The sequence below is a fragment of the Microbulbifer maximicatervae (SeqCode) genome, assembly GCF_052467615.1.
Genome location: NZ_CP174319.1, coordinates 240,481 through 261,313, shown reverse-complemented (window position 1 = coordinate 261,313; position 20,833 = coordinate 240,481). Strand labels below are relative to the sequence as shown.

General features: G+C 50.6%; 14 protein-coding genes. 2 read left to right on the top strand and 12 right to left on the bottom strand.

From position 1 onward, the window contains the following. Nucleotides 1-68: 68 nt before the first annotated feature. From aceF to ACJJIM_RS01160, 8 genes are all read right to left on the bottom strand, one after another. A complete protein-coding gene (aceF, locus tag ACJJIM_RS01195; protein ID WP_413664435.1) occupies nucleotides 69-1,712 on the bottom strand; it encodes a dihydrolipoyllysine-residue acetyltransferase in 1,644 nt (547 codons plus the stop codon). A gap of 17 nt (nucleotides 1,713-1,729) precedes the next feature. Then, on the bottom strand, nucleotides 1,730-4,399 hold the full coding sequence (aceE, locus tag ACJJIM_RS01190) for a pyruvate dehydrogenase (acetyl-transferring), homodimeric type (protein WP_282934210.1): 2,670 nt from the start codon (nucleotides 4,397-4,399) through the stop codon (nucleotides 1,730-1,732). Nucleotides 4,400-4,847: 448 nt separating this feature from the next. Further along, nucleotides 4,848-5,426, bottom strand: coding sequence for a class GN sortase (locus ACJJIM_RS01185; protein ID WP_444912146.1), 579 nt, complete (start codon nucleotides 5,424-5,426; stop codon nucleotides 4,848-4,850). 2 nt (nucleotides 5,427-5,428) lie between these two features. Next, nucleotides 5,429-7,789, bottom strand: a complete 2,361-nt coding sequence (locus ACJJIM_RS01180) for a marine proteobacterial sortase target protein (protein WP_444912145.1) — start codon at nucleotides 7,787-7,789, stop codon at nucleotides 5,429-5,431. 463 nt (nucleotides 7,790-8,252) lie between these two features. Beyond that, a complete protein-coding gene (locus ACJJIM_RS01175; RefSeq protein WP_413664431.1) occupies nucleotides 8,253-9,164 on the bottom strand; it encodes a hypothetical protein in 912 nt (303 codons plus the stop codon). A gap of 354 nt (nucleotides 9,165-9,518) precedes the next feature. Continuing rightward, nucleotides 9,519-10,622 carry a phosphoribosylaminoimidazolesuccinocarboxamide synthase gene (locus ACJJIM_RS01170; protein ID WP_413664430.1) on the bottom strand — a complete coding sequence of 368 codons (1,104 nt, stop codon included), beginning with the start codon at nucleotides 10,620-10,622 and terminating at the stop codon, nucleotides 9,519-9,521. A gap of 91 nt (nucleotides 10,623-10,713) precedes the next feature. Next, entirely contained in the window at nucleotides 10,714-11,799 is a 1,086-nt protein-coding gene (locus ACJJIM_RS01165) for an AI-2E family transporter (RefSeq protein WP_282934585.1), read from the bottom strand. 23 nt (nucleotides 11,800-11,822) lie between these two features. After that, a complete protein-coding gene (locus ACJJIM_RS01160) occupies nucleotides 11,823-12,116 on the bottom strand; it encodes a sulfurtransferase TusA family protein (RefSeq protein WP_413664429.1) in 294 nt (97 codons plus the stop codon). A gap of 192 nt (nucleotides 12,117-12,308) precedes the next feature. Between ACJJIM_RS01160 and ACJJIM_RS01155 the strand changes: the two genes are divergently transcribed. Beyond that, on the top strand, nucleotides 12,309-13,817 hold the full coding sequence (locus ACJJIM_RS01155; protein WP_413664428.1) for a M48 family metalloprotease: 1,509 nt from the start codon (nucleotides 12,309-12,311) through the stop codon (nucleotides 13,815-13,817). 69 nt (nucleotides 13,818-13,886) lie between these two features. Here ACJJIM_RS01155 and nadA read toward each other — a convergent pair whose 3' ends face one another. Then, complete coding sequence (gene nadA, locus ACJJIM_RS01150) at nucleotides 13,887-14,939, bottom strand: quinolinate synthase NadA (protein ID WP_413664427.1); 1,053 nt, start codon at nucleotides 14,937-14,939, stop codon at nucleotides 13,887-13,889. A 162-nt stretch (nucleotides 14,940-15,101) separates the two neighbouring features. Here nadA and ACJJIM_RS01145 point away from each other — a divergent pair, with 162 nt between their 5' ends. Beyond that, on the top strand, nucleotides 15,102-16,199 hold the full coding sequence (locus ACJJIM_RS01145; protein WP_444912144.1) for an NAD(P)/FAD-dependent oxidoreductase: 1,098 nt from the start codon (nucleotides 15,102-15,104) through the stop codon (nucleotides 16,197-16,199). A 171-nt stretch (nucleotides 16,200-16,370) separates the two neighbouring features. Here ACJJIM_RS01145 and ACJJIM_RS01140 read toward each other — a convergent pair whose 3' ends face one another. The 3 genes from ACJJIM_RS01140 to ACJJIM_RS01130 form a co-directional block, all read right to left on the bottom strand. After that, nucleotides 16,371-17,927 carry a hypothetical protein gene (locus tag ACJJIM_RS01140; protein ID WP_413664425.1) on the bottom strand — a complete coding sequence of 519 codons (1,557 nt, stop codon included), beginning with the start codon at nucleotides 17,925-17,927 and terminating at the stop codon, nucleotides 16,371-16,373. A gap of 160 nt (nucleotides 17,928-18,087) precedes the next feature. After that, a complete protein-coding gene (locus ACJJIM_RS01135; protein ID WP_413664424.1) occupies nucleotides 18,088-18,927 on the bottom strand; it encodes a hypothetical protein in 840 nt (279 codons plus the stop codon). A 270-nt stretch (nucleotides 18,928-19,197) separates the two neighbouring features. Then, the gene (locus ACJJIM_RS01130) at nucleotides 19,198-20,391 is read right to left on the bottom strand and encodes a hypothetical protein (RefSeq protein WP_413664423.1); all 1,194 of its coding nucleotides are present in this window, start codon (nucleotides 20,389-20,391) and stop codon (nucleotides 19,198-19,200) included. Between the last annotated feature and the right edge of the window lie 442 nt (nucleotides 20,392-20,833).

Here is a 20,833-nt window from a genome sequence, read left to right as displayed (position 1 = left end):
CCTTAGTCCTGACTATAAAAAAAGCGGCCGATTGGCCGCTTTTTTTACTGACTTTAACTCGCTGACAATTACAGCAACAGTCTGCGCACATCTGCCAGCACGCTGACCAAGTAAGTCATAAAGCGTCCGGCATCTCCGCCATTTACCGCGCGGTGATCGTAGGAGAGCGCCAAGGGCAACATCTGCCGAGGCTCAAAGTCCTTACCGTTCCACACCGGCTTCATCGCCAGCTTGGAAACACCGAGGATACCAACTTCCGGAGAATTGACGATCGGGGTAAATCCGGTGCCGCCGATAGCCCCCAAACTGGAAATGGTAAAGCAGGCGCCCTGCATCTCGTTGGGCTTCAGCTTGCCATCGCGGGCCTTCAGGGCCATTTCAGTGGCCTCGGCCGCCAGCTCGTACAAGCCTTTCTTATCCACATCGCGGATAACCGGCACCATTAAGCCTTTGGGTGTATCTACTGCCATACCCACATGCACATAGTCCTTGCGCACAATGTGCTCGCCATCGTTGTGCAGGGACACATTAAAGCTCGGCTCTGCACGCAGGGCCGCAGCTACCGCTTTCAGCAGGAAAGGCACTGGAGTGAGCTTCACTCCGCGCTTCTCCGCCTCGGCCTTCATGGACTTGCGGAAGGTTTCCAGCTCTGTGATATCCGCATCATCAAACTGGGTGACGTGAGGCACATTGAGCCAGTTGCGCGACATGTTGGCTGCGGTAATCTTGTGGATCTTGCTCATCGGCTCCACATTCACCGGGCCAAACTGGCTGAAGTCGATATCCGGCATCTTGGCGATACCGATTCCACCGCCGACACCAACCGCGCCGCTTTCAGCTTTCTTCACCTGCTCACGGATGTAATTATGCAGATCGTCCTTGGAGACCCGGTTGCGCGGGCCGGTAGGCTTCACCTTATTCAAGGTAACACCCAACTCGCGGGCCAGTTTGCGCACGGCCGGGCCAGCGTAAACCTGGGCTGCTGCGGTGAGGTTGCGCTCCAGCTGATAGTCTTTCTGCGGCACTGCCGGGGGCTCAACAGACGCAGATACCTGCTGTGGCGCGCTCTCGGCAGGCGCTGTCGCTGCAGGGGCTGCAGCTGTAGCCGCAGGCTCGGCGGCGCCTGCAGCAACGACTTTCAATATGCCCAGGGTGTCACCCGTGGAAACCTTATCGCCTTCTTTTACTGCGATAGAAACCACGGTACCGGCGCTGGGGGAAGGCACATCCATAGAGGCTTTATCGCCTTCCACCACAATCAGGGAGTCGCCCTCTTCGACTGCATCACCGGGCTGCACACTGATCTCGATCACATCAACCGCATCAGCGCCGCCCAGATCCGGGATCTGGATCGTTTCCTCTTTCGGCTCGCCGCTCGGCGTCGCCACAGGGGCTTCAGCCACAGGCTCTGCAACAGGTGCAGTTTCTTGCTTGGCGGGGGCCGCAGCCGGCTCCTCTGTCGGCGCTTCCGCCACATCGGTTTCGATTTCCCCAATCACGTCGCCTTCAGAGACCTTATCGCCCTCTTTCACGCTGATGCTGAGGATTTTGCCAGCCACTGGGGCTGGCACATCCATGGAGGCTTTATCGCCCTCCACCACAATCAGTGAATCCTCTTGCGCGACGGTATCGCCGACAGCAACAGAAATTTCAATCACATCCACCTGATCGGCACCACCGAGATCAGGCACTTTAATGACTTGTTTTGCCATAGGAGTTCTGCCTTCTCTTAGCTGATGCGCGGGTTAACTTTTTCGGCGTCGATATTGAGCTTCACGATTGCTTCCGCAACCTCTTTCGCATCAATAACGCCCTGCTTGGCCAAGCCGTTCAGTGCGGCAATTACCACGTAGTTGCGATCCACTTCGAAGAAGCGACGCAGCTGCTCGCGGCTGTCACTGCGGCCGAAACCATCGGTACCCAGGGTGGTCAGTTCACCGTCGATAAATTCGCGCAGTGGCTCCACATAGGAACGGATGTAGTCGGTAGAGGCGATAACCGGGGAGGTATTGCCTTCGAACTGCTCAGTGATCCAGGCTTTGCGCGGCTCGGCTTCCGGGTGCAGCATATTCCAGCGCGCCACATCCTGGCCTTCACGGGCCGATTCCACAGCGGAGGTGAGGCTCCAGACATCGGAGGTCACACCGAACTGGTCGGCGAGGATATCCGCCGCTGCCAGTACTTCGCGCAAAATAGTACCGCCACCAATCAGCTGTACATGTTTCTTCGCCGCTTTGCCCTTGGCGCCTTTCTTGACGTTGGACTGCAGCTTGTAAATACCGCGAATAATGCCCTCTTCCACGCCCTGAGGCATTTCCGGCTGCAGGTAGTTTTCGTTCTCGATAGTGATGTAGTAGAAGAGGTTCTTCTGCTCTTCGTACATCTCTTTCAAGCCGCGCTGCATAACTACAGCCAGCTCATAACCGTAAGCCGGGTCGTAGCTGCGGCAGTTGGGGATAGTGGAGGACAGTACGTGGCTGTGGCCATCCTGGTGCTGCAGACCCTCACCGTTCAAGGTGGTACGGCCAGCAGTGGCACCGATCAGGAAGCCGCGCGCCTGCATATCGCCAGCGGCCCAGGCCAGGTCGCCGATACGCTGGAAACCGAACATGGAGTAGTAGATATAGAAAGGCACCATCGGCACGCCGTGGTTGCTGTAAGCCGTGGCCAATGCCATCCAGGTGGACATAGCACCGGCTTCGTTGATGCCCTCTTCCAGCACCTGGCCTTTCTTATCTTCCTTGTAATACATGATCTGGCCGTGATCCACCGGGGTGTAGCGCTGCCCCTGGGAGGAATAAATTCCCAGCTGGCGGAACAGGCCTTCCATACCAAAGGTACGGGCTTCATCGGGAACGATCGGCGCGATGTTCTTGCCGATATTCTTGTCTTTCACCAAGGCCGCGATAGCGCGGACAAATGCCATGGTGGTGGAGATTTCGCGCTCACCGGAGCCTTTGGTCAGTGCGCTGAAGGCATCGAGACCGGGGACTTCCAGTTTCGGGCACTCAACCGGGCGACGGGGAACCGGGCCGCCCAGGGCCTTGCGGCGCTCCGCCATATATTTCATTTCCGGGCTGTCCGGAGATGGGCGGTAGTAAGGAACTTCTTCCAGCTCTTTATCGGTGAGCGGAATGGCAAAGCGATCGCGGAAACGCTTGAGGGAATCCAGATCCAGCTTCTTCACAGAGTGGGTATCCATCGCCGCTTCGCCGGCGGAGCCCAGGCCGTAACCTTTAACGGTCTGGGCCAGGATCACGGTGGGCTGGCCTTTGTGGGCCATCGCCGACGCGTAAGCTGCGTAGACTTTATAGGGATCGTGGCCACCGCGATTGAGCTTCATAATCTCATCGTCGGACATATCCTTAACCAGCTCCAGCAACTCCGGGTATTTGCCGAAGAAGTGCTCGCGGGTATAGGCGCCGCCGTTGGCCTTGAAGTTCTGCATCTCGCCATCGACCACTTCGTCCATGACTTTCTGCAGCAGGCCTTTGTCATCTTTCTCCAGCAGCGGATCCCATAGGCGGCCCCAGAGTACTTTGACAACATTCCAACCGGCACCTCGGAATACGCCTTCCAGCTCCTGCACGATCTTGCCGTTGCCGCGTACCGGGCCGTCCAGACGCTGCAGGTTACAGTTAACCACGAACACCAGATTTTCCAGTTGCTCGCGGCCGGCCAGGGAGATTGCGCCCAGGGTTTCCGGCTCGTCACACTCACCGTCACCGAGGAAGGCCCACACTTTGCGATCGCCGCGCGGGGACAGGCCGCGGGCAGACAGGTAGCGCATAATGTGCGCCTGGTAAATCGCCTGGATCGGCCCCAATCCCATGGAAACCGTGGGGAACTGCCAGTACTCTGGCATCAGCCAGGGGTGCGGGTAAGAGGAAAGGCCATTGCCGTTCACTTCGCGGCGGAAGTTGTCCAGCTGCTCTTCATCAAAACGCCCTTCCAAGTAGGAGCGAGCATAAATACCCGGTGCGCTGTGGCCCTGGAAGAAAATCAGGTCGCCGCGCTCTTCACCTTCATTGCCACGGAAGAAGTAGTTAAAGCCCACATCGTAGAGTGTGGCCGCAGAGGAGAAACTGGAGATATGGCCACCGAGGCCATCGTCATTCTGGTTGGCACGTACCACCATCGCCAGGGCATTCCAGCGAATCAGGGAGCGAATGCGGCGCTCCATAAATAAGTCGCCAGGCATACGCTTTTCCGCATTGGGCGGAATGGAATTGCGATAGGGAGTGGTGATTGCCGCAGGCAATTGTACGCCTACATCGGTAGCGCGGTCAGACAGCTGCTTCAGGAGGAAGGCTGCGCGTTCTTTGCCGCTATAGCGGATAACCGCTTGCAGCGCGTCCAGCCACTCCTGCGTTTCGAGGTTATCGGTATCTTCGTGCATCAAGTGCTCCTCGGCGAATTAGGCGACGTCGAGTCGGTCTATTTCTCAAAAATCGGTACGCGGGCAAACTACAGCGCGAGCAAAAAAAAGCTTCCTTTTTTTCTTGGTTCCGCCAATTCACCAACTTTGTTGGCGTAAATGCAAAGTTTGTGAATCTTTACTCGAATATGACGGTGAGGAAAGCGGCGCAATTGATTGCCGCAAGTGCCTAGTTTGACTGTGATTATTTGTTCCGGGGCCCGCGCAGACTGGCGGACAAAACCCCATCCCCGGTTGTTAGCGGAGGGAATTGTAGTATTACTACAAAAAATTTTCCAGATAGGACGGTTAGTAACAAATAAAACAAAAGAGCAAAACAATTATTTGCCGTTTGGCCGTTTCACCGGAACATTTAGTGGAATTTTTGAGAAAATGAACTACAAAATCGAGTCTCAAACAAAGACATCAGTCACAGCTGAACCAGCTCCCCACCGGGTTGATATTCAGCGTAGACCAAGTAACGCAGCGGGCCACCAGCCGCCAGGGCATTAAAGGGGTAACAAGTCACCAGCAATAAACCCCGCTCGGCAAAGATCGGCAAACGCTCTCTCTCACTGTCCACAATTCGCATTTCCGCAACCCGATAAGTATGCCAGCGTCCGCGTTTATCCTGCAGGTAAATGGAGGTACCCCGCCTGACACGCTCTAATCCCGCAAAGTGAGTATCCCGGTGTGCGGCAATAACCGTGGTGCGAGGCTCGCCAGGATTGCCGGACCCAGCTAAGAGACCAGGGCCGAAAGCCAACGCCTGGCCACTACCGCCGCTGAGAACAATTAATGGCGATTGCCCTTCCAACTTTAACTTGGCCACAGGCCAGGTGTCCGCCCAGGGCCAGGGCTTTTGCAGAGCCCCGCCCTGTAGCTGTTCTTCCCAAGCAATATTGATCAACACTTGGGCCAATTCTGCCTTGGCCAGGAGCCAGCTGGCTGAACCCAACTGCCACAAGCCCGTTCCCAAGCAAAGCATAAAGAGCAGTGAGCGAGCCACGCTTACACACCTCCCCGTTGCAGAGGATTAGCGCCGCTGGGTTGACGGGGGTCCGGTAAAACCCTGCGCAGGAAGGAACGCAGGGCTCGGGTCAAGTTGCTGCGCAAGGCCCGACCGCGCTGGAAGATCGCCGCAAACATCAACAATACCGCCGCTGCCAATAACTGCCCGTAGAGACCTGTAGCAGTTTGCGGATAGGCCTGGCGCTGTAGCACTTGCCCTTTAGCCACCATATTGGTGACCGAGCTGCGAGATAACTTCTCTTCAGCACTGCGTACAACTTCCTCTTCGACTGCAACAAAACTGGTGTAGGGGCTGGCAAGTTGATGCCTCAGGGCAATCTGCAAAATCTGTTCGCGCAGAGCCAGGCCCGCATCCGACTGTTCTCCAGACTGAAGCTGCCGGTCCCGCAGAGAATCTATCTTGCTGCGCGCCCAGACACTGCCGATGCCTGAAGTATCGCTACCACTCTCTACTTTCAGAGCGAGTTTGCGCACAAACTGTTTACCTGCCATTCGGCCCCGCAGCTGGATATCTCCCTGCAAGAGATCACCCTGCACCTTGGCCACCAACTGCATAGGCTCACCGTTATAGAGATCCGGGATGCGCTTGGGGTAGGCATCCGCGACGACTCCCTGGGGCCAACTGAGTTGCAGGTCTGTAGCCATAGGATTTTCCAACTTGGCGAACAGAGCCTGCATACGCTCACGAACTTCGGAAATATCACCGATGGTGACGAAAGTACCGCGTCCAAACTGAGCAGCTTTGCGCATAAAGTGGCTATTGGGAGCCGAACCAATACCCACAGTAAACAACCGGGCATTATGCAGGGACTGGCTAATTAACTCGAACAGGGCCCGCTCATTGCCTACCGCACCATCTGTAATAAATACGACTTGCTGAACGGTACTGGTGTCGTCCTGCATTTGCTGACCGAATGCCATTCGCAAGGCCGGCGCCATTTCTGTACCCCCCTCCGCATTCAGGTTTTCGATTTCCTGACGCGCACGGCGGATATTCTCCGCGCTCGCCGCTATCGGGCGCGGGAAAAATGCGCGGGTTGTACTGTTAAATTCAATAACGTTAAAGCGATCATTGTTGTGCAGGCGAGACAGTGCCAGGGTAAGGCTCTCCTTCGCCTGGCGAATAGAATTGCCAGACATGGAGCCGGAAGTATCGATCACATAAATCACTTCCCTTGGTAAACGCTGCGCGGCAGTACCGTCGCTGGGGGGCAGCAGCATGACCTGTAGATAAGCACCAGCCTGCTCTTCTGTTCCCTCTTGCGCTGTGATTTTCTCGCTAAACAATGCCGCCCGCGGCATAGCAGAAGCGCGCGGTTGCCAATTCAATAAGAAATCCCGATCCATAGCAGCTGTTTCATCTCGCAACTGAATCCGATAGCGACCGTCACCTCGGTTATCAATATCAACCTGGTGATAGGGGCTATCGATTTTTGCTAGTGGCAGTCCGCCATGTAGATCCACCTCGATAGAAATATTATGACTACCCAGTGCCTCTAGCTCCTGCGCTGGCTGCATAAACGGAGTTATCGACGCAGCATCCGGCACTTGATTAGTGGGCAGTGCCCAGCCACTACTCTCTGCCACCAACTCCTGCTCATCGCCGTTCAATGCCTGGGAAGATATTGGCTTGCCAGGGATATAGCGCGGGGTCAATGTCGTGGGCATACGCAGTGAAAAAACGCCGCTGTCATAATTAACCGGCTGCAAGAAGCGGATATTAATTTGCACCATCTCATCGGGAGCAATATTGGCCACTTTATTAGTGAACAGATTTGGGCGCTGCTGCTCTAGAAGAGCTGCACGCTTACCCGCCGCACGAGCAGCCTTATAAATCTTGGAGGCCTCTTTTCGCTCGCGTACCTTACCGACAATGCGGCGCTCGCCCACCTGAATTTCAAGCCCCGCTACCGCAGCTTGCTCAGGCAGTGGTAATGCATAAACCGCTTCCTGCCAGTCGTCAGTGGTATTCTTGAACTGCTGCTGAAGCTCTACTTCCGCTACCAGACCCCGCACGGAAATACTGACCCGACTGTTCAGGTGCACCGCTGGAATATACTTTCCGGACTCATTGCCAGTAAAAAGTAAGTCCCCCCCCTTTACATCGTCCAGGGTAACTGTCTCGGTGAACTCCTGCTGGATCACATCACTCACAGCGGGAAGTTCCTGGGCATTGACCTCTGCCCCGATTGCCGCAATCACAACCGCCAATACCACCACAACAAATAACAACCAGCGCCCTATACCACCAGTTTTCTGGCGGCGACGATAGTATTCCTCTGTCGGCAACATCAGATCGTCTTTATGGAACCGCTGCCCGAATAACATCACCCTGTTCACTCACTTCCCTCCACTTTTAAATTGGATGTTGAAGTCATTAAATAGGGGGAAATGGGCGAAAGGTGGCAGGGAAATGGGCGGGAAATGGGAGGAATTATGGCGAATTGTGGCATAAGAGGCATTTTTTACACTCTTATCACAACCCCACGATTGACCTTAAAAACATGTAAAAACCTCTACAAATCATAAAATTAAACACACCCAAGCGAATCTAATCCGGTTACCAATAATCGCTTAACAGCAGAGCCTTCAAACTCTGCACAAATCTTACTGCACGCATCACCAATGAGTGAATTACTTAAAACACCAACCGCAAGTAAGCAATCTAAACCTAAACACATACTACAAATTTTAGAAATACTCTTTTAAATAAATATCCGATACCACAAGAGCTACTTTCTTGAAATAGAAAAAAGGATAAAAGCAGCAACTTTTCAGACAAAATCACTTACCTCCACACACGCTACTCTACGAAAGTTAACTCTCCCCATTCTTCCTTAAAAAAGTCTTCCATCATCGTCAGATCATCAGACTTGAGCCCCTCCTTTGCATTCACCAGGGCATTCTCGCGCCGTTCCTCCTCCTTTTTCATTAGTTCAGCCACGTATTCATAATAATTACACCGAAGCCTCACAACCTCATCAGTCAAAATCAAAGGAACGCGAACATCGATATCATTATTTTTAGTACCAACTTCCCAATTTTGAACGACATCCAAAATCCATTTAATATCCCTAACAGTAAAAGCTTCCCCTTTTAACAGATCATTAAAATACTTCGAAATAGAAACAAATCTAATACTCTCACTGATAACCATGGCCATAGTACCTAAAGCACGATAGAAACTATCCTCAGGCTTACCACCAAAGCCATTAACCGCCATTTTTAATAGATCAAAATCCGCATCAAGCTTACCAAAATTCATTTCATTTTCTGCATATGCCCCATGATAGCCTAATGCATTGTAAGACTCACCTCTACTCAAAACAAAATCAAAAATCTCTGTCTTTGACCTCAACTCCTGCTGCTCTGGACGCAAATCCAATATCTCTGTACTTTTCCCAAGAGGAACGCTTGACCCTTGCTTGATAGCAGGACGCATAATCGATAAATGATATCTGGTTCCCGCAAAAGGAGTTTCTGGATTTGGATCAAAGCCGACCACATACAAGTCACACAAAGAAAGATAAAAATCTATCCGCTTCCTACGATATTCAAGTTGAACCGCCATGAAACCCAGCTTATCTTTCTCCTTATCAGGATTTTTCTCCACATCAAAACATGACCGTCTTGCACCATTTACAAAATGGGCAATATTTTCAATATCCCTCAAGAAATAATCTTTTTCGAGGCGCAGCCTTTTATGCTCCATCACAACAACTAAAATCCCAGTAAATTAACAATACGGCATAATAAAACCACTTAAGGAAAGATCAATCACAACTCATTACAAGAAAACAAAAACAAAACCTAGAAATTAAAAACAAGATAAAAATAAATCAAAAAAATGCACCTATGAAATTTAGAATGCCAATAACAAAACCACACATATGGAGAAGCAATACTGCGACAGAAAATGAAACACACGCGAAAGGCATCAACTCCACAACGCAACAACCACTGAAGACTCCAAAAGCAATATTTATGAAGACAATTGACCTTCGGAAAAATAAATAGCAGACATAAAAAAACCGGCGAAAACGCCGGTTTTTTTTCAGTTCGATCCAGATTAGTCGACCAGACCGTAATCCTTGCGGAGAACTTCGAGCAATTCCTCTTTGGGATTATCAGATATCTCAAGTTTCGTACCAATAATCTTCTCCGCAATACCAATATAAGTATTAGAGAGATCCATCAGCATAGATTCTGGCAGCTCGTTATCACGAGCTAAAGCCGAGCGCTCATCCATGCGATCTTTGTTCAACAGGATATCGGCATCGGGGAAGTAGTTGAGCAGGGCCTGGCGAAAACCCTCTTTGGATTTCTCCACAACCTTACCTGCGCGATACTGTTCGCCGTCCCAGATACGGGAGGAGTCCGGGGTTCCCACCTCATCCATATAGATCAGCTTTTCTTCACCATTGGCATCGGTGACATAGCCGAATTCAAACTTGGTATCGACAAAGACCTGATCGAGCTTTTCCAGCTCTGCGGAAATCAAATCGAAACCTTCTTTTAACAACTTCTCGTACAGATCGATATCGCACGCATTGCGGAAGCCAAAGGCCTCGAAATTGTCTTCGATATTCTTGCGAGTGACATTCACATCGTCTGCTTCCGGCACGCCGGGGATACCCTTGAGAATACCTTTGCTGGAGGGAGTAATGAGCAATTCAGGCAGCTTCTGGTCTTTCTGCAAGCCATCGGCAATCTCGATACCGCAGAACTCCCGCTCACCCTTTTCATAGGAGCGCCACATTGAGCCGGTGATGTACTGACGGGCGATCGCTTCGATCATAACCGGGCGCGCCTTCTGTACGATCCACACCAGCGGGTGCGGGATATCCAGAATGTGGCTATCGGCGAGGCCCTGCTCTTTAAACAGTTTGAACCAGTGATTGGAAATAGCATTTAGTGCTGCGCCCTTGCCTGGTACGCCACGCATACCGCCTTCGCCAGTCCAGATACAGTCGAACGCGGAGATGCGATCGGAAATCACCATTACCGCAAGTGGGGTGTCAGGAGAAACGGGGTAGCCCTTCTCCTCAATCAGGCGGCGGCTGTCTTCTTCGCTCAGCCAGTATACGGAGCGGACCTTGCCACTGTGGATAGGCTTGTCGGTGCGGATCGGCAGGTCATTATTGACCGCTAGAACTTTGTCAGCCAGGCTCATGGGCTCTCACCTATTTGAAGGGACCAAATAAAAGAAAGCGCGGCATTCTAGCAAATGCCGCGGCCTACAGACAAAGAAAGATATCGGGCAATTACTCCGAGCTTCGCCGGGCCTCCCATTCCACCTGGTGCTCATGGGTGGGCCAGGCACTCATAATGGCCTTGAGTAAGGTCGCCAGGGGAATTGCAAAGAAGACTCCCCAGAAGCCCCAGATGCCGCCAAAGAACAGCACCGCGAGGATAATGGCAACCGGGTGCAGGTTAACTGCCTCAGAAAACAGCAGTGGTACCAGTACGTTGCCATCGAGCAGTTGGATAATGCCGTAAGTCATCATCAGGTATAGAAACTCATTACTCCACCCCCACTGGAAAAGCCCAATAGCCGCAACGGGGATAGTGACAACCGCTGCACCGATATAAGGAATCAACACACTGAAACCCACGGCTACCGCCAGCAACAGGGCGTAGTTCACCCCCAGTAGCAGGAAGGCGGCATAACTGACAGCAGCCACAATGCCAATTTCTATTACCTTACCGCGTACATAATTGGCCACCTGATCATTCATCTCATGCCAAATCTGGTGGAGCATGGGCCGTTCTTTCGGCAGGAAAGAGGTGCACCAGCGAATCAGCTGCTCTGCGTCCTTCAGGAAGAAAAATACCAGGATCGGCACCACTACAACGTAAATCAGCAACCCGGCAAAAATGGGTAGGTTGGTAAGGGAGAAGGCCAGCAGTGTCTGTCCCAGGCCGCCCAATTCGCTGCCAAGGGTATTGAAGATTTCATCGATCTGCCCGGCCGAAATTAGTCGTGGGTAGCGCTCAGGGAGTAACAATAATAGTTCTTGGCCGCGCTGCACCATATTGGGCAACTCTGCCCCAAGCCGCACCAACTGACGCCAGATAATAGGTAGCACCACAAATAACAGAGCCACAATAGTACCCACCAACACCAAGCAGGAAAGGGTAACCGCTAGCCAGTGTGGCACACGCCAAGACTTCAGCTTTTGCACCATTCCCTGCATCAGGAAGGCGATCACCAGTGCGGTGAATACCGGGGCCAGCACTGCGCCCAGAGTCGCCAGAACCACCAGGGCCAGGGTCAATATTAAAACCAGAAGCACCACTTCTTCCTGACTGAAGTAGCGGTTCACCCAGCCTTTTACAATCGATAACATAGACTCTCGGGATTTATCTTTATTCATTTGCCAGCGTACAGCCAATATTGAAAGGTATTATTACGTCGCTCAGCGCGGAGCAGGGACCGGCCACTTAAAGATGCAAAACTGTGGAAGTCTCGCCAGGACCCTTCATCAGTGGCCAGCACACAAAGCAGCGTTCCCTCTGGGTATTCCCGCAATGCCCGGCGCATGGCCAGTAACGGTTGTGGGCAGGGCAGATTTCTTGCATCCACAATAGTGGCCACGTCCCAGTTCGGTATCTGGGTATCGGGCTGATTGGTAGAAGAAGTTACTGACATTGCCTTTTTAGTCACAAACCAGAATTGCCGGGGATTATAGCGCGAACCAGACGCCATAACCCGCGCAGGCTTTACGCTTTTTAACTTTCCGCCTGGCGCAAGTGTGAACCTTTTATGGTCCACTAAGTCCAAACCTCGACAGTCCAACGGGGTAGCGTATAGAGTTGGACTATAGATCCTTCATGGACAGACCGAGCAGTAATCAAGATGACTGATTCCAAAGACAGCCTGCTTCACCGAACGCGCCCCCCAGCTATCCTCCATCGACTTCGCGCAGGACTGCGAAGCCTGGGTATGGGGTTGTTACTCGGCGCAGTCCCGTTTGCTGCCATAGCGGACAGCGATGAAATACGGCTCCCCGAGCTCGGTGATAGAACCAGTGGGGTTGTCTCCCATACCCAAGAAAAAGAGCTGGGGCAGATGTGGCTGCGTATATTTCGCAGTCAGGTTCGCACCTCCAGTGATGCCCTGATCCAGCAATTTGTCGAGGGCATGGTCAAGGAATTGGCCGAGTACAGCCCACTGGAAGACAAAGAAATTGATGTTGTTGTAGTAAACAACAAAACCATGAACGCCTTTGCAGTCCCCGGTGGAGTCATGGGGGTCCATACCGGCCTGTTTCTGTTTGCAGAGCGTGAAGACCAGTTTGCATCGGTAGTTGCCCACGAATTGGGCCACCTCAGCCAGCGGCACTACGCCCGCTCTCTGGAAGCACAGCGCAATAGCACAATTCCCACCCTGGCCGGCATGCTCGGTGCCTTGGTTCTGGCGGCTACCGCCGGTGGCGAAGCGGGGATCGCGGCCATGAGCGTGACCCAGGCTGCAGCCCTGGACAACCAGCTGCGATTCAGCCGCAAGAATGAGCAAGAGGCAGATAGGGTCGGTATTGATACCCTAGCCAAATCCGGGCGCGATCCAGAGGCCGCCGGTGAAATGTTCGAACAAATGCTCAAGGCCACACGCTACTACCAGCGCCCGCCAGAATTTCTCCTGACCCACCCCGTTACGGAAAAGCGTATTGCCGATGCCAAGTTGCGCGCTCAGCGTATGGAAAAAGTGGCTCCCAGCGAGGACCTGGATTATCACCTGATGCGCGCCCGGGTACGGCTCGCCACAGAACCAACGCCGCAGCAAGCAGTAAAACGCTTTAGCGCGGAGCTGAATGGTATTAATGACAATGAGGATGCCGCCCGTTACGGCCTCGCCCTGGCCCAAGTAGCCGTAGGTAGACCCGATTCAGCGCTGGACACCTTGCAGCCCCTGTTAGACAAAACTCCCTCAAAAGCAGCCTATGTGCTGGCCCGAGCGGATATCGATCTGTTGCGAGAAGACTACAGCAGTGCCACCAAGCGCCTGCAGTGGGCCCTCGATCGCAATCCGGGAGACCACGCCTTACTCATGGGCCTCGCCAATGCCCACTTTAAAGCCGGTAACTACCTGGCTGCAGAACGCCTGCTGGCGAAATATAGCCGTACGCGGAAGAAAGACCCAGCAGTATGGTATCTACTGGCGGAGACTCACGGATTGGCCGGAGATATTGTTGGCGTACACGAAGCCCGGGCCGAGTATTACATCCTCAACGGCATATTCGACAAGGCTATTCAACACCTGCGCCATGGAATTCGCATGTCAAAAGACGATTACCAGGTCAATGCCATCCTGGAGCAGCGCCTCAAAGATGTGTTGAAAATGCAGGAAAGAATCGAGGAGCTGTAACTCCCCCCCAACGAAAAAGAGCGGCCACTGGCCGCTCTTTTTGTTTACTCACCGCTACTCCCCCGAGAGCTAACCTTTGCGGAAATCCAACATCCGCTGCAGCGGGATCATCGCCTTGCGCCCCAGTTCCGGGTCCACAAAGATCTCATTGTCCCCGCGCTCCAGTACACCACAGAGGTTCTCCAGAGAGTTCATCGCCATCCAGGGGCAATTAGCACAGCTGCGGCAAGTGGCTCCAGCACCGGCGGTTGGCGCCACCATCAGCTCTTTGTCTGGGCACTCCTGCTGCATCTTGTAGAAAATGCCCTGGTCGGTAGCCACAATAAAGCGCTTCTCTGGGCGGGTCTTGGCAGCATTAATAATCTGCGAGGTAGAACCCACAACGTCGGCCAGGGCTACCACAGAGGCGGGAGATTCAGGATGCACTAGAACCACAGCATCCGGGTAGAGGGCCTTTAAGTCCTCAACCCCCTTGGCCTTAAACTCTTCATGCACAATACAGGAACCATCCCATAACAGTACGTCTGCGCCGGTTTCCCGCTGGACATAGCCACCGAGGTGTTTGTCAGGTGCCCAAAGGATTTTTTCGCCATTGGCATCCAGGTGATCCACTACATCCAGCGCAATACTCGAGGTCACCACCCAGTCCGCCCTGGCTTTTACCGCAGCAGAAGTATTCGCGTAAACCACCACAGTGCGGTCCGGGTGCTGATCGCAAAAATCAGAGAACTCTTGCGGGGGACAGCCGATATCCAGGGAGCATGTTGCCTCAAGGGTCGGCATCAGTACTTTCTTGTTTGGGGTAAGAATCTTGGCGGTCTCACCCATAAACTTTACCCCGGCCACTACCAGGGTGTCCGCCGAGTGCTGAGCGCCAAAACGGGCCATTTCCAATGAGTCAGAAACGCAGCCGCCGGTCTCCTCCGCCAGGGCCTGAATCAAAGGGTCGGTATAGTAGTGTGCGACCAATACTGCATTCTGTTCTTTCAACAAGCGCTTGATGCGCTCGCGCCATTCTTGCAGCTCTTCTTCGCTATATTGAGACATTACCGGCTCCGCCAGGTGCGCTTGCACCAAAGAGCGAGAATCTACCTTGTCTGCGGCAATGGACTTATGAGTCATGACTAACTTCCAGTCGCGGAAAAGCGCGCATTATAGCGCAATGAAACGACACCACCACGCACCCTTTCGACAGCAATTTTAATCTGGCGTTACAGGCAAAATAGGCCGAAGGGAGTCAACCTGGTCATCTCAGAAAGTACACATTTCGGCAACAGGACCGCTATGGAGATTTTGGATACCGTGATAGTCGGGGCTGGGGTATTAGGACTTGCCTGCGCCTACCAGCTGAGTCGTGCCGGCCACAAAGTGTTGGTACTGGAACAACACAGTGCCATTGGAACTGAAACCAGCGCGCGCAATAGTGAGGTTATTCACGCAGGCCTCTACTATCCAACAGACAGCTTGAAAGCCCGTGCCTGTGTTAAGGGTAAATCCATGCTGTACCAATTTTGCCAGGAATATGCGGTGCCTCATAAGCAAATCGGCAAACTGGTAGTCGCTACCGATAGAGCACAGCTTGCGCAATTGAGAGACCTCAAAAATCAGGGGGATACTAATAACGCTGGCGGACTTCGATTACTAAGCGCCTCTGAAGCCCGATCTATGGAGCCGGAATTACAATGTGCCGGTGCCATTTACTCCCCGACGACCGGCATTATCGATAGCCACAGCCTGATGCTAGCCCTTGAGGGTGCCATGGAAGCCAGGGGAGGAGAAGTTATACTTGCGAGCAAAGTTGCGCGAATTGAAATATCCAGCGGCACTTGCCAACTCGTGATGGAGGATGGCTACAAACTGAAAACCTGCAATCTAATTGTGGCCGCAGGCCTCCACACAAGCTCGCTAGTGGGGACGATAAATAGCGAAGCTATAAAACGAGAAATTCCCACCACGTATTTTGTTAAGGGCAGTTACTTTACCCAGTCAAGTAAGGTACCTTTTTCACACTTAATTTACCCTCTACCCGAAAGTGCCGGCTTGGGTATTCATCTCACTCTGGATTTGGCTGGAGGTGCGCGGTTTGGTCCGGATGTGGAGTGGGTCGAGACCATTAACTACCAAGTGGATCCGAGTAAACTAAATACATTTTATGACAACATCCGTCGCTACTGGCCTGGAATATCAAAGAATACTTTACAGCCTGGCTATGCGGGCATTCGCTCCAAAATTGTACGCAGGGGCCACCCCGCTGGTGATTTCCAGATTTATCACAAAAGACTAGCGAATAAATCTCAGTTAGTGGCATTTTTTGGAATTGAATCCCCCGGGCTGACCTCTTCACTGTACCTCGGAGAAGTAATCGTAAAAATGATTTGCTAATTATTTACCCACTGGAAGAGAAATTCTGTTTAACTCAAACAATCACAACGAAAGCAGAAAGAATACGCTATTGAAGTGATAAAGTAGAAATAGTATTTATCTACCAATCACCTACATCAAGTTCAATATAAACCCCAGGGTATTCTTTCCCCTTAGCTTTTACGGTCCGAATTACTGAATAATCATACCCATATTCCCCGTACCCAGCTGTGTTGCCAGTGCGGTTTGGAAATCATTCACTTGAGTGGTGGTATGAGTATTTAAAGTACCTGTCTGAGAGGTGGTACTGGCGCTACTGAAAACCCCAGTTTGGCTAACATCAACCGTATTCATATTTCCATCTTGGGTAATGGTGATATTGGATGATGTGGCATCCGTTTGTAACACCATCAGAAAATTTGATGTGCCAGTTTGCAAAGTAGTCACACTACTCAGGTCAACCAATGTATCTTGCTCAGCATCAGCGGTATTATCCGTTCCCGATTGGGTGATATCAATCACACTATTACTAATAAATTCGTCCTGTTCAGCATCCACCATATTGGTGGAACCACTCTGAAATACCGTCAATGTTGAAGAGTCTACAAAATTACTTTGACTAATATCTACTTCATTCATACTACCGTTTTGTATAACAGTCGCGGCTGTTGAGGAAACGTCTCCCTCTTGACTTACCCCGGCTTCATTATTATCGCCAGTCTGGTTAATAGTGATAAAACTCTGGGAAACCAGGTCTTCCTGATCTACAAACATTCCATTGTCATTACCGTTTTGGGTAACAATGATAGAGCTATTTGAAATCTCATCACCCTGATCTACGTCTGCCTGATTACTTGCACCAGATTGAAAAATGCTCGCGGTAGACGAATCAACAACTGAAGCCTGAACTATATCACCATCATTTGAAGAGCCCAGCTGTATAATAGTCGCGGTGGATGAAGTGATATTGCTAAACTGATCGACATCTAAAACATTATCATCGCCAACTTGATTAACAATAATAGTGCTAGCCGAAATTACAGTCGACTGTTGTGCATCTGCATCGTTCATATCACCATTTTGAACACCACTAATCGTACTGGTATCAATTAAGTCTTCCTGCTCCAATTCGGCTCTGTTTGTTGAGCCCACCTGAGATGAGATTACACTACTGAAACTAACTTGGTTATCCTGCCTGGATTCAAATTCATTATCAGTTCCCGACTGGGTTGCGACCACAGAACTATTACTCACGATATCTCCTTGCGGGACCACTGCGTCGTTCATATCCCCTGTTTGAGTAATCGACACCAAGCTCTGGGTAACTCCCTCCTCCTGATCAAGGTCCGCATCGTTGGAATTGCCAAATTGGTTGACCGTTAAACTGGATGATTCAACTGTATTCTCCTGAAATGACTCAGCCTGATTCATATCCCCCTGTTGATTAATTGTGTTATTAGCTGCATTAACATTTATATCCTGAATCGAACTTGCCTCATTGTTATCTCCAATTTGTATGTGTGTAATCACACTACTGGTTGTATTATTCACCTGTTCCGCATCAGAGACATTTCCAGTTCCATCTTGAATAACCACAATCTGATTATCTGTAACCGAAGGATCAGACTGGTCAATTGTGGCTGTATTCATAGAGCCCTGCTGGGAGACACTGCTGACATTACTGTCTGCTAAAGCCCCACAGTGAACCACGGCCAACACCGCCGCAGCCAATGGCTTCATAAACTTCATAGCAAATTCCTTTTCAAACAAATTACCGACCAAACTACTGAGCAGGGGACTTCCTCACAAGGACAACGAGGAATTCATAACTATTTAGCACTATCAATCACAATTAAAAATTATGAATTAACAATAATAAATACAGGCATAATTTTATGGCCTTGAAATTCTACTGCATAATACTTCCCGTATTACCCCCCCCCACTTGGCTAGCAATAGCCACCTGCCCATCATTTGTTTGTGTCGTGACATGAATATTGGAAGAACCTATCTGGGAGACAGTGGCCAATCCAGTACTTAGTCCCAACTGAGAGACTTCTACATAATTCATATCACCACTCTGGAAGGTGGTAATAGAGGAGAAAAGAGCAAAGCCCTGCCCTACCAATGCCTCGTTGAGAGTTCCATCTTGCTCGACGCTGATAAAGCTTGACTCAGTTAGGTCCCCCTGAAATAACTCGGCACTATTTTCACTCCCAAGTTGATTAATTAGCCCAGTGCTATTAAGCGCAAAATCCTCATGGATTGCTTGTGCAAAGTTCATTGTCCCGTTCTGAGTAACAGCGACAGTACCCTGTATTCCCCCGACATCCACCTGGGCAGCAATACCCTCATTATTTGAACCGGACTGGATAACAGTGGCGCTACCAGCTTCAACAAAATCATCCTGGACCACCCAACCCAAATTGCCATCGCCAGACTGGATAATTAGAGCCGTACTCTCAGAGACTTCTGCAATTTGCTCCAGAATTGCTTCGTTCATCAAACCCGATTGCTCTATCGTGCCCGTATTCAAATCTGTAAGGGCACCTTGCAAAACAGATGCTTGGTGGGAATCCCCAGTTTGAGTTATCGAGACGGAATTATTGGTACTGGTCGGATTAGACTGATCCACTGTTGCCAGATGCCCAACACCATCCTGATCAATATCTGTCGTATTATTGCCGCCCATAGAATGGCCACTGAAAGTGAGCGCAGCTATTGCAGTAACTGAAGTCCAAATTCTCATTTAACTAATCCCTTGTACATAAATCCCACCCCTTCTGTTTAAAGTCCAGGCGTAGCAAAGCATCCCAGAAAATAATCTAAGCCAATTTAAATTAGAGTTAAAAGCCAAACCAGACAGGAGAGAGTCAATAGAAAGAGAACATGCAACTCCCTAAAAAATCACTCATATCTCAAATATAGGACTGAATAAAACACAAAAGAAAAACTGGGACTTTGCAGATACACGACAACTGCCGGTATTCATACTGATATCGCAAAGCCCCAATGAAATCTATTGAAAAATAAATCCAATATTGGAAGTACCATTTTGCGTTGCGATTGCAGTTTGTGAATCTAGCATTTGCGATGTTGTATGTTGATTCAAATCACCGATTTGAGTAGTTGTCGCCACACTGAGCATATTTCCCTGTTGGAGAACACCGGCAATATTACTGGTGCCATTTTGAAATATGGAGCCCGTAACTGAGGTGGCAGTGATTTGCCCCAACGTCGCATCATTCATTGACCCTAACTGAGTAACAGTTGCAGAGGCAAAAGAAGTTCCCCCAGCTTGCTGGGTAACGCCCATATTCGCAGTACCAGATTGGCTCACTATACCAACACTGGCATCTATACCAGTATCCTGAACGCCGCCACCAAAGTTTCCATCCCCTACTTGAGTCACACTTACAGTACTATTGGCAACACCATTCTGCTGTAGTGCCCCACCAAAGTTGCTGGTACCGGTTTGGGTAATAAGGACCGTACTTGAAGTAACTCCATTTTCCTGATCAGACTCGATATCATTCATATCGCCTGACTGAATAGCAGTAACGGTAGAGTTAAAAACCCCCATTAATTGCTCACTATCAAAGTTATTCTGGTTGCCAAGCTGATCTGCTGACACAGAGCTAAATTCAACAACACTCTGCTGGGAAATCTGGGCCATATTGTCATCGCCAATTTGATTTAGGATGACATCACTTCCCAAAATATCGAATACCTGCCCCATTATAATCGCATCATTCATATCCCCAGTTTGAGTCACCGCGATACTGGATGCTTCAGTATCAGTCTGGGTGATGGTCATAAAGTTCATTTCCCCAGCTTGATTTAGTTCCTGGGTAGAACCAAGTGACTCAAGTTGCTCCGCTGTCGTATCGTTATTATTCCCAATCTGGTTAATTTCCAACGAACTTGACTCAGTCATAAACTGCTGGAAAGACTCAGCCATATTGCCATCACCCTCTTGGTAGTGGGTCATGGTGTTACTTATGGCATCGCTCGCCTGGGTCGATGACGAAGAATTACCATCGCCAATCTGGGTGACATCTATCAGGTTCCCTATAGCCGTAGGGTCAACCTGATTGGCGTTCGCTGTATTACCCACTCCCTGCTGATCTATTAACGTCGTATTATTACTGGCCATCGCACTTCCACTCACTGCGGCCAATATAACTAGAGCTACAGGCTTCAACTTCCTCATAATTCAATCCTTCATTAACTATTCAAGCTTTTCTTGGGACTCAACTTAGAGGGCCTCATCAACAACATCGATACCAATAGGCATGCTGGCATAAGGCATGCGCAAAATCCAATTTAGCGCCATCCCTACTCCAAACAGCAGTATCCACCAAAGAAGTGTTAAAGCTCGCCAAACTCGAGCGCTGAGGCAATAAAATTGACACAGGCAATTATGCGAACAACAAACCCCAAGAGGAATTGACATGCACTGGCACAAGGTCACTTGCGATAATGAACGGCTGAATATTTAGAAACTATTCTCAAATCGCTGATCATGGGCCGACCAACTACTGGGTAAGAGTTAACGATAAGCGGCGATACAGCTATAAGAAGGAAGTGGGGAAAAACTAGGAACAAAGTATGGGATTAAATTTCTGTGCCACACAGATCAGAACCTAGCAGCA

Excerpts from the sequence above, each read along its gene's own strand:
- nadA (WP_413664427.1), bottom strand. The coding sequence starts at position 14,939 with ATGACTCATAAGTCCATTGCCGCAGACAAGGTAGATTCTCGCTCTTTG.
- ACJJIM_RS01135 (WP_413664424.1), bottom strand. The coding sequence starts at position 18,927 with ATGAGAATTTGGACTTCAGTTACTGCAATAGCTGCGCTCACTTTCAGT.
- ACJJIM_RS01155 (WP_413664428.1), top strand. The coding sequence starts at position 12,309 with ATGACTGATTCCAAAGACAGCCTGCTTCACCGAACGCGCCCCCCAGCT.
- ACJJIM_RS01170 (WP_413664430.1), bottom strand. The coding sequence starts at position 10,622 with ATGAGCCTGGCTGACAAAGTTCTAGCGGTCAATAATGACCTGCCGATC.
- aceF (WP_413664435.1), bottom strand. The coding sequence starts at position 1,712 with ATGGCAAAACAAGTCATTAAAGTGCCTGATCTCGGTGGTGCCGATCAG.
- aceE (WP_282934210.1), bottom strand. The coding sequence starts at position 4,399 with ATGCACGAAGATACCGATAACCTCGAAACGCAGGAGTGGCTGGACGCG.
- ACJJIM_RS01145 (WP_444912144.1), top strand. The coding sequence starts at position 15,102 with ATGGAGATTTTGGATACCGTGATAGTCGGGGCTGGGGTATTAGGACTT.
- ACJJIM_RS01165 (WP_282934585.1), bottom strand. The coding sequence starts at position 11,799 with ATGTTATCGATTGTAAAAGGCTGGGTGAACCGCTACTTCAGTCAGGAA.
- ACJJIM_RS01130 (WP_413664423.1), bottom strand. The coding sequence starts at position 20,391 with ATGAGGAAGTTGAAGCCTGTAGCTCTAGTTATATTGGCCGCAGTGAGT.
- ACJJIM_RS01140 (WP_413664425.1), bottom strand. The coding sequence starts at position 17,927 with ATGAAGTTTATGAAGCCATTGGCTGCGGCGGTGTTGGCCGTGGTTCAC.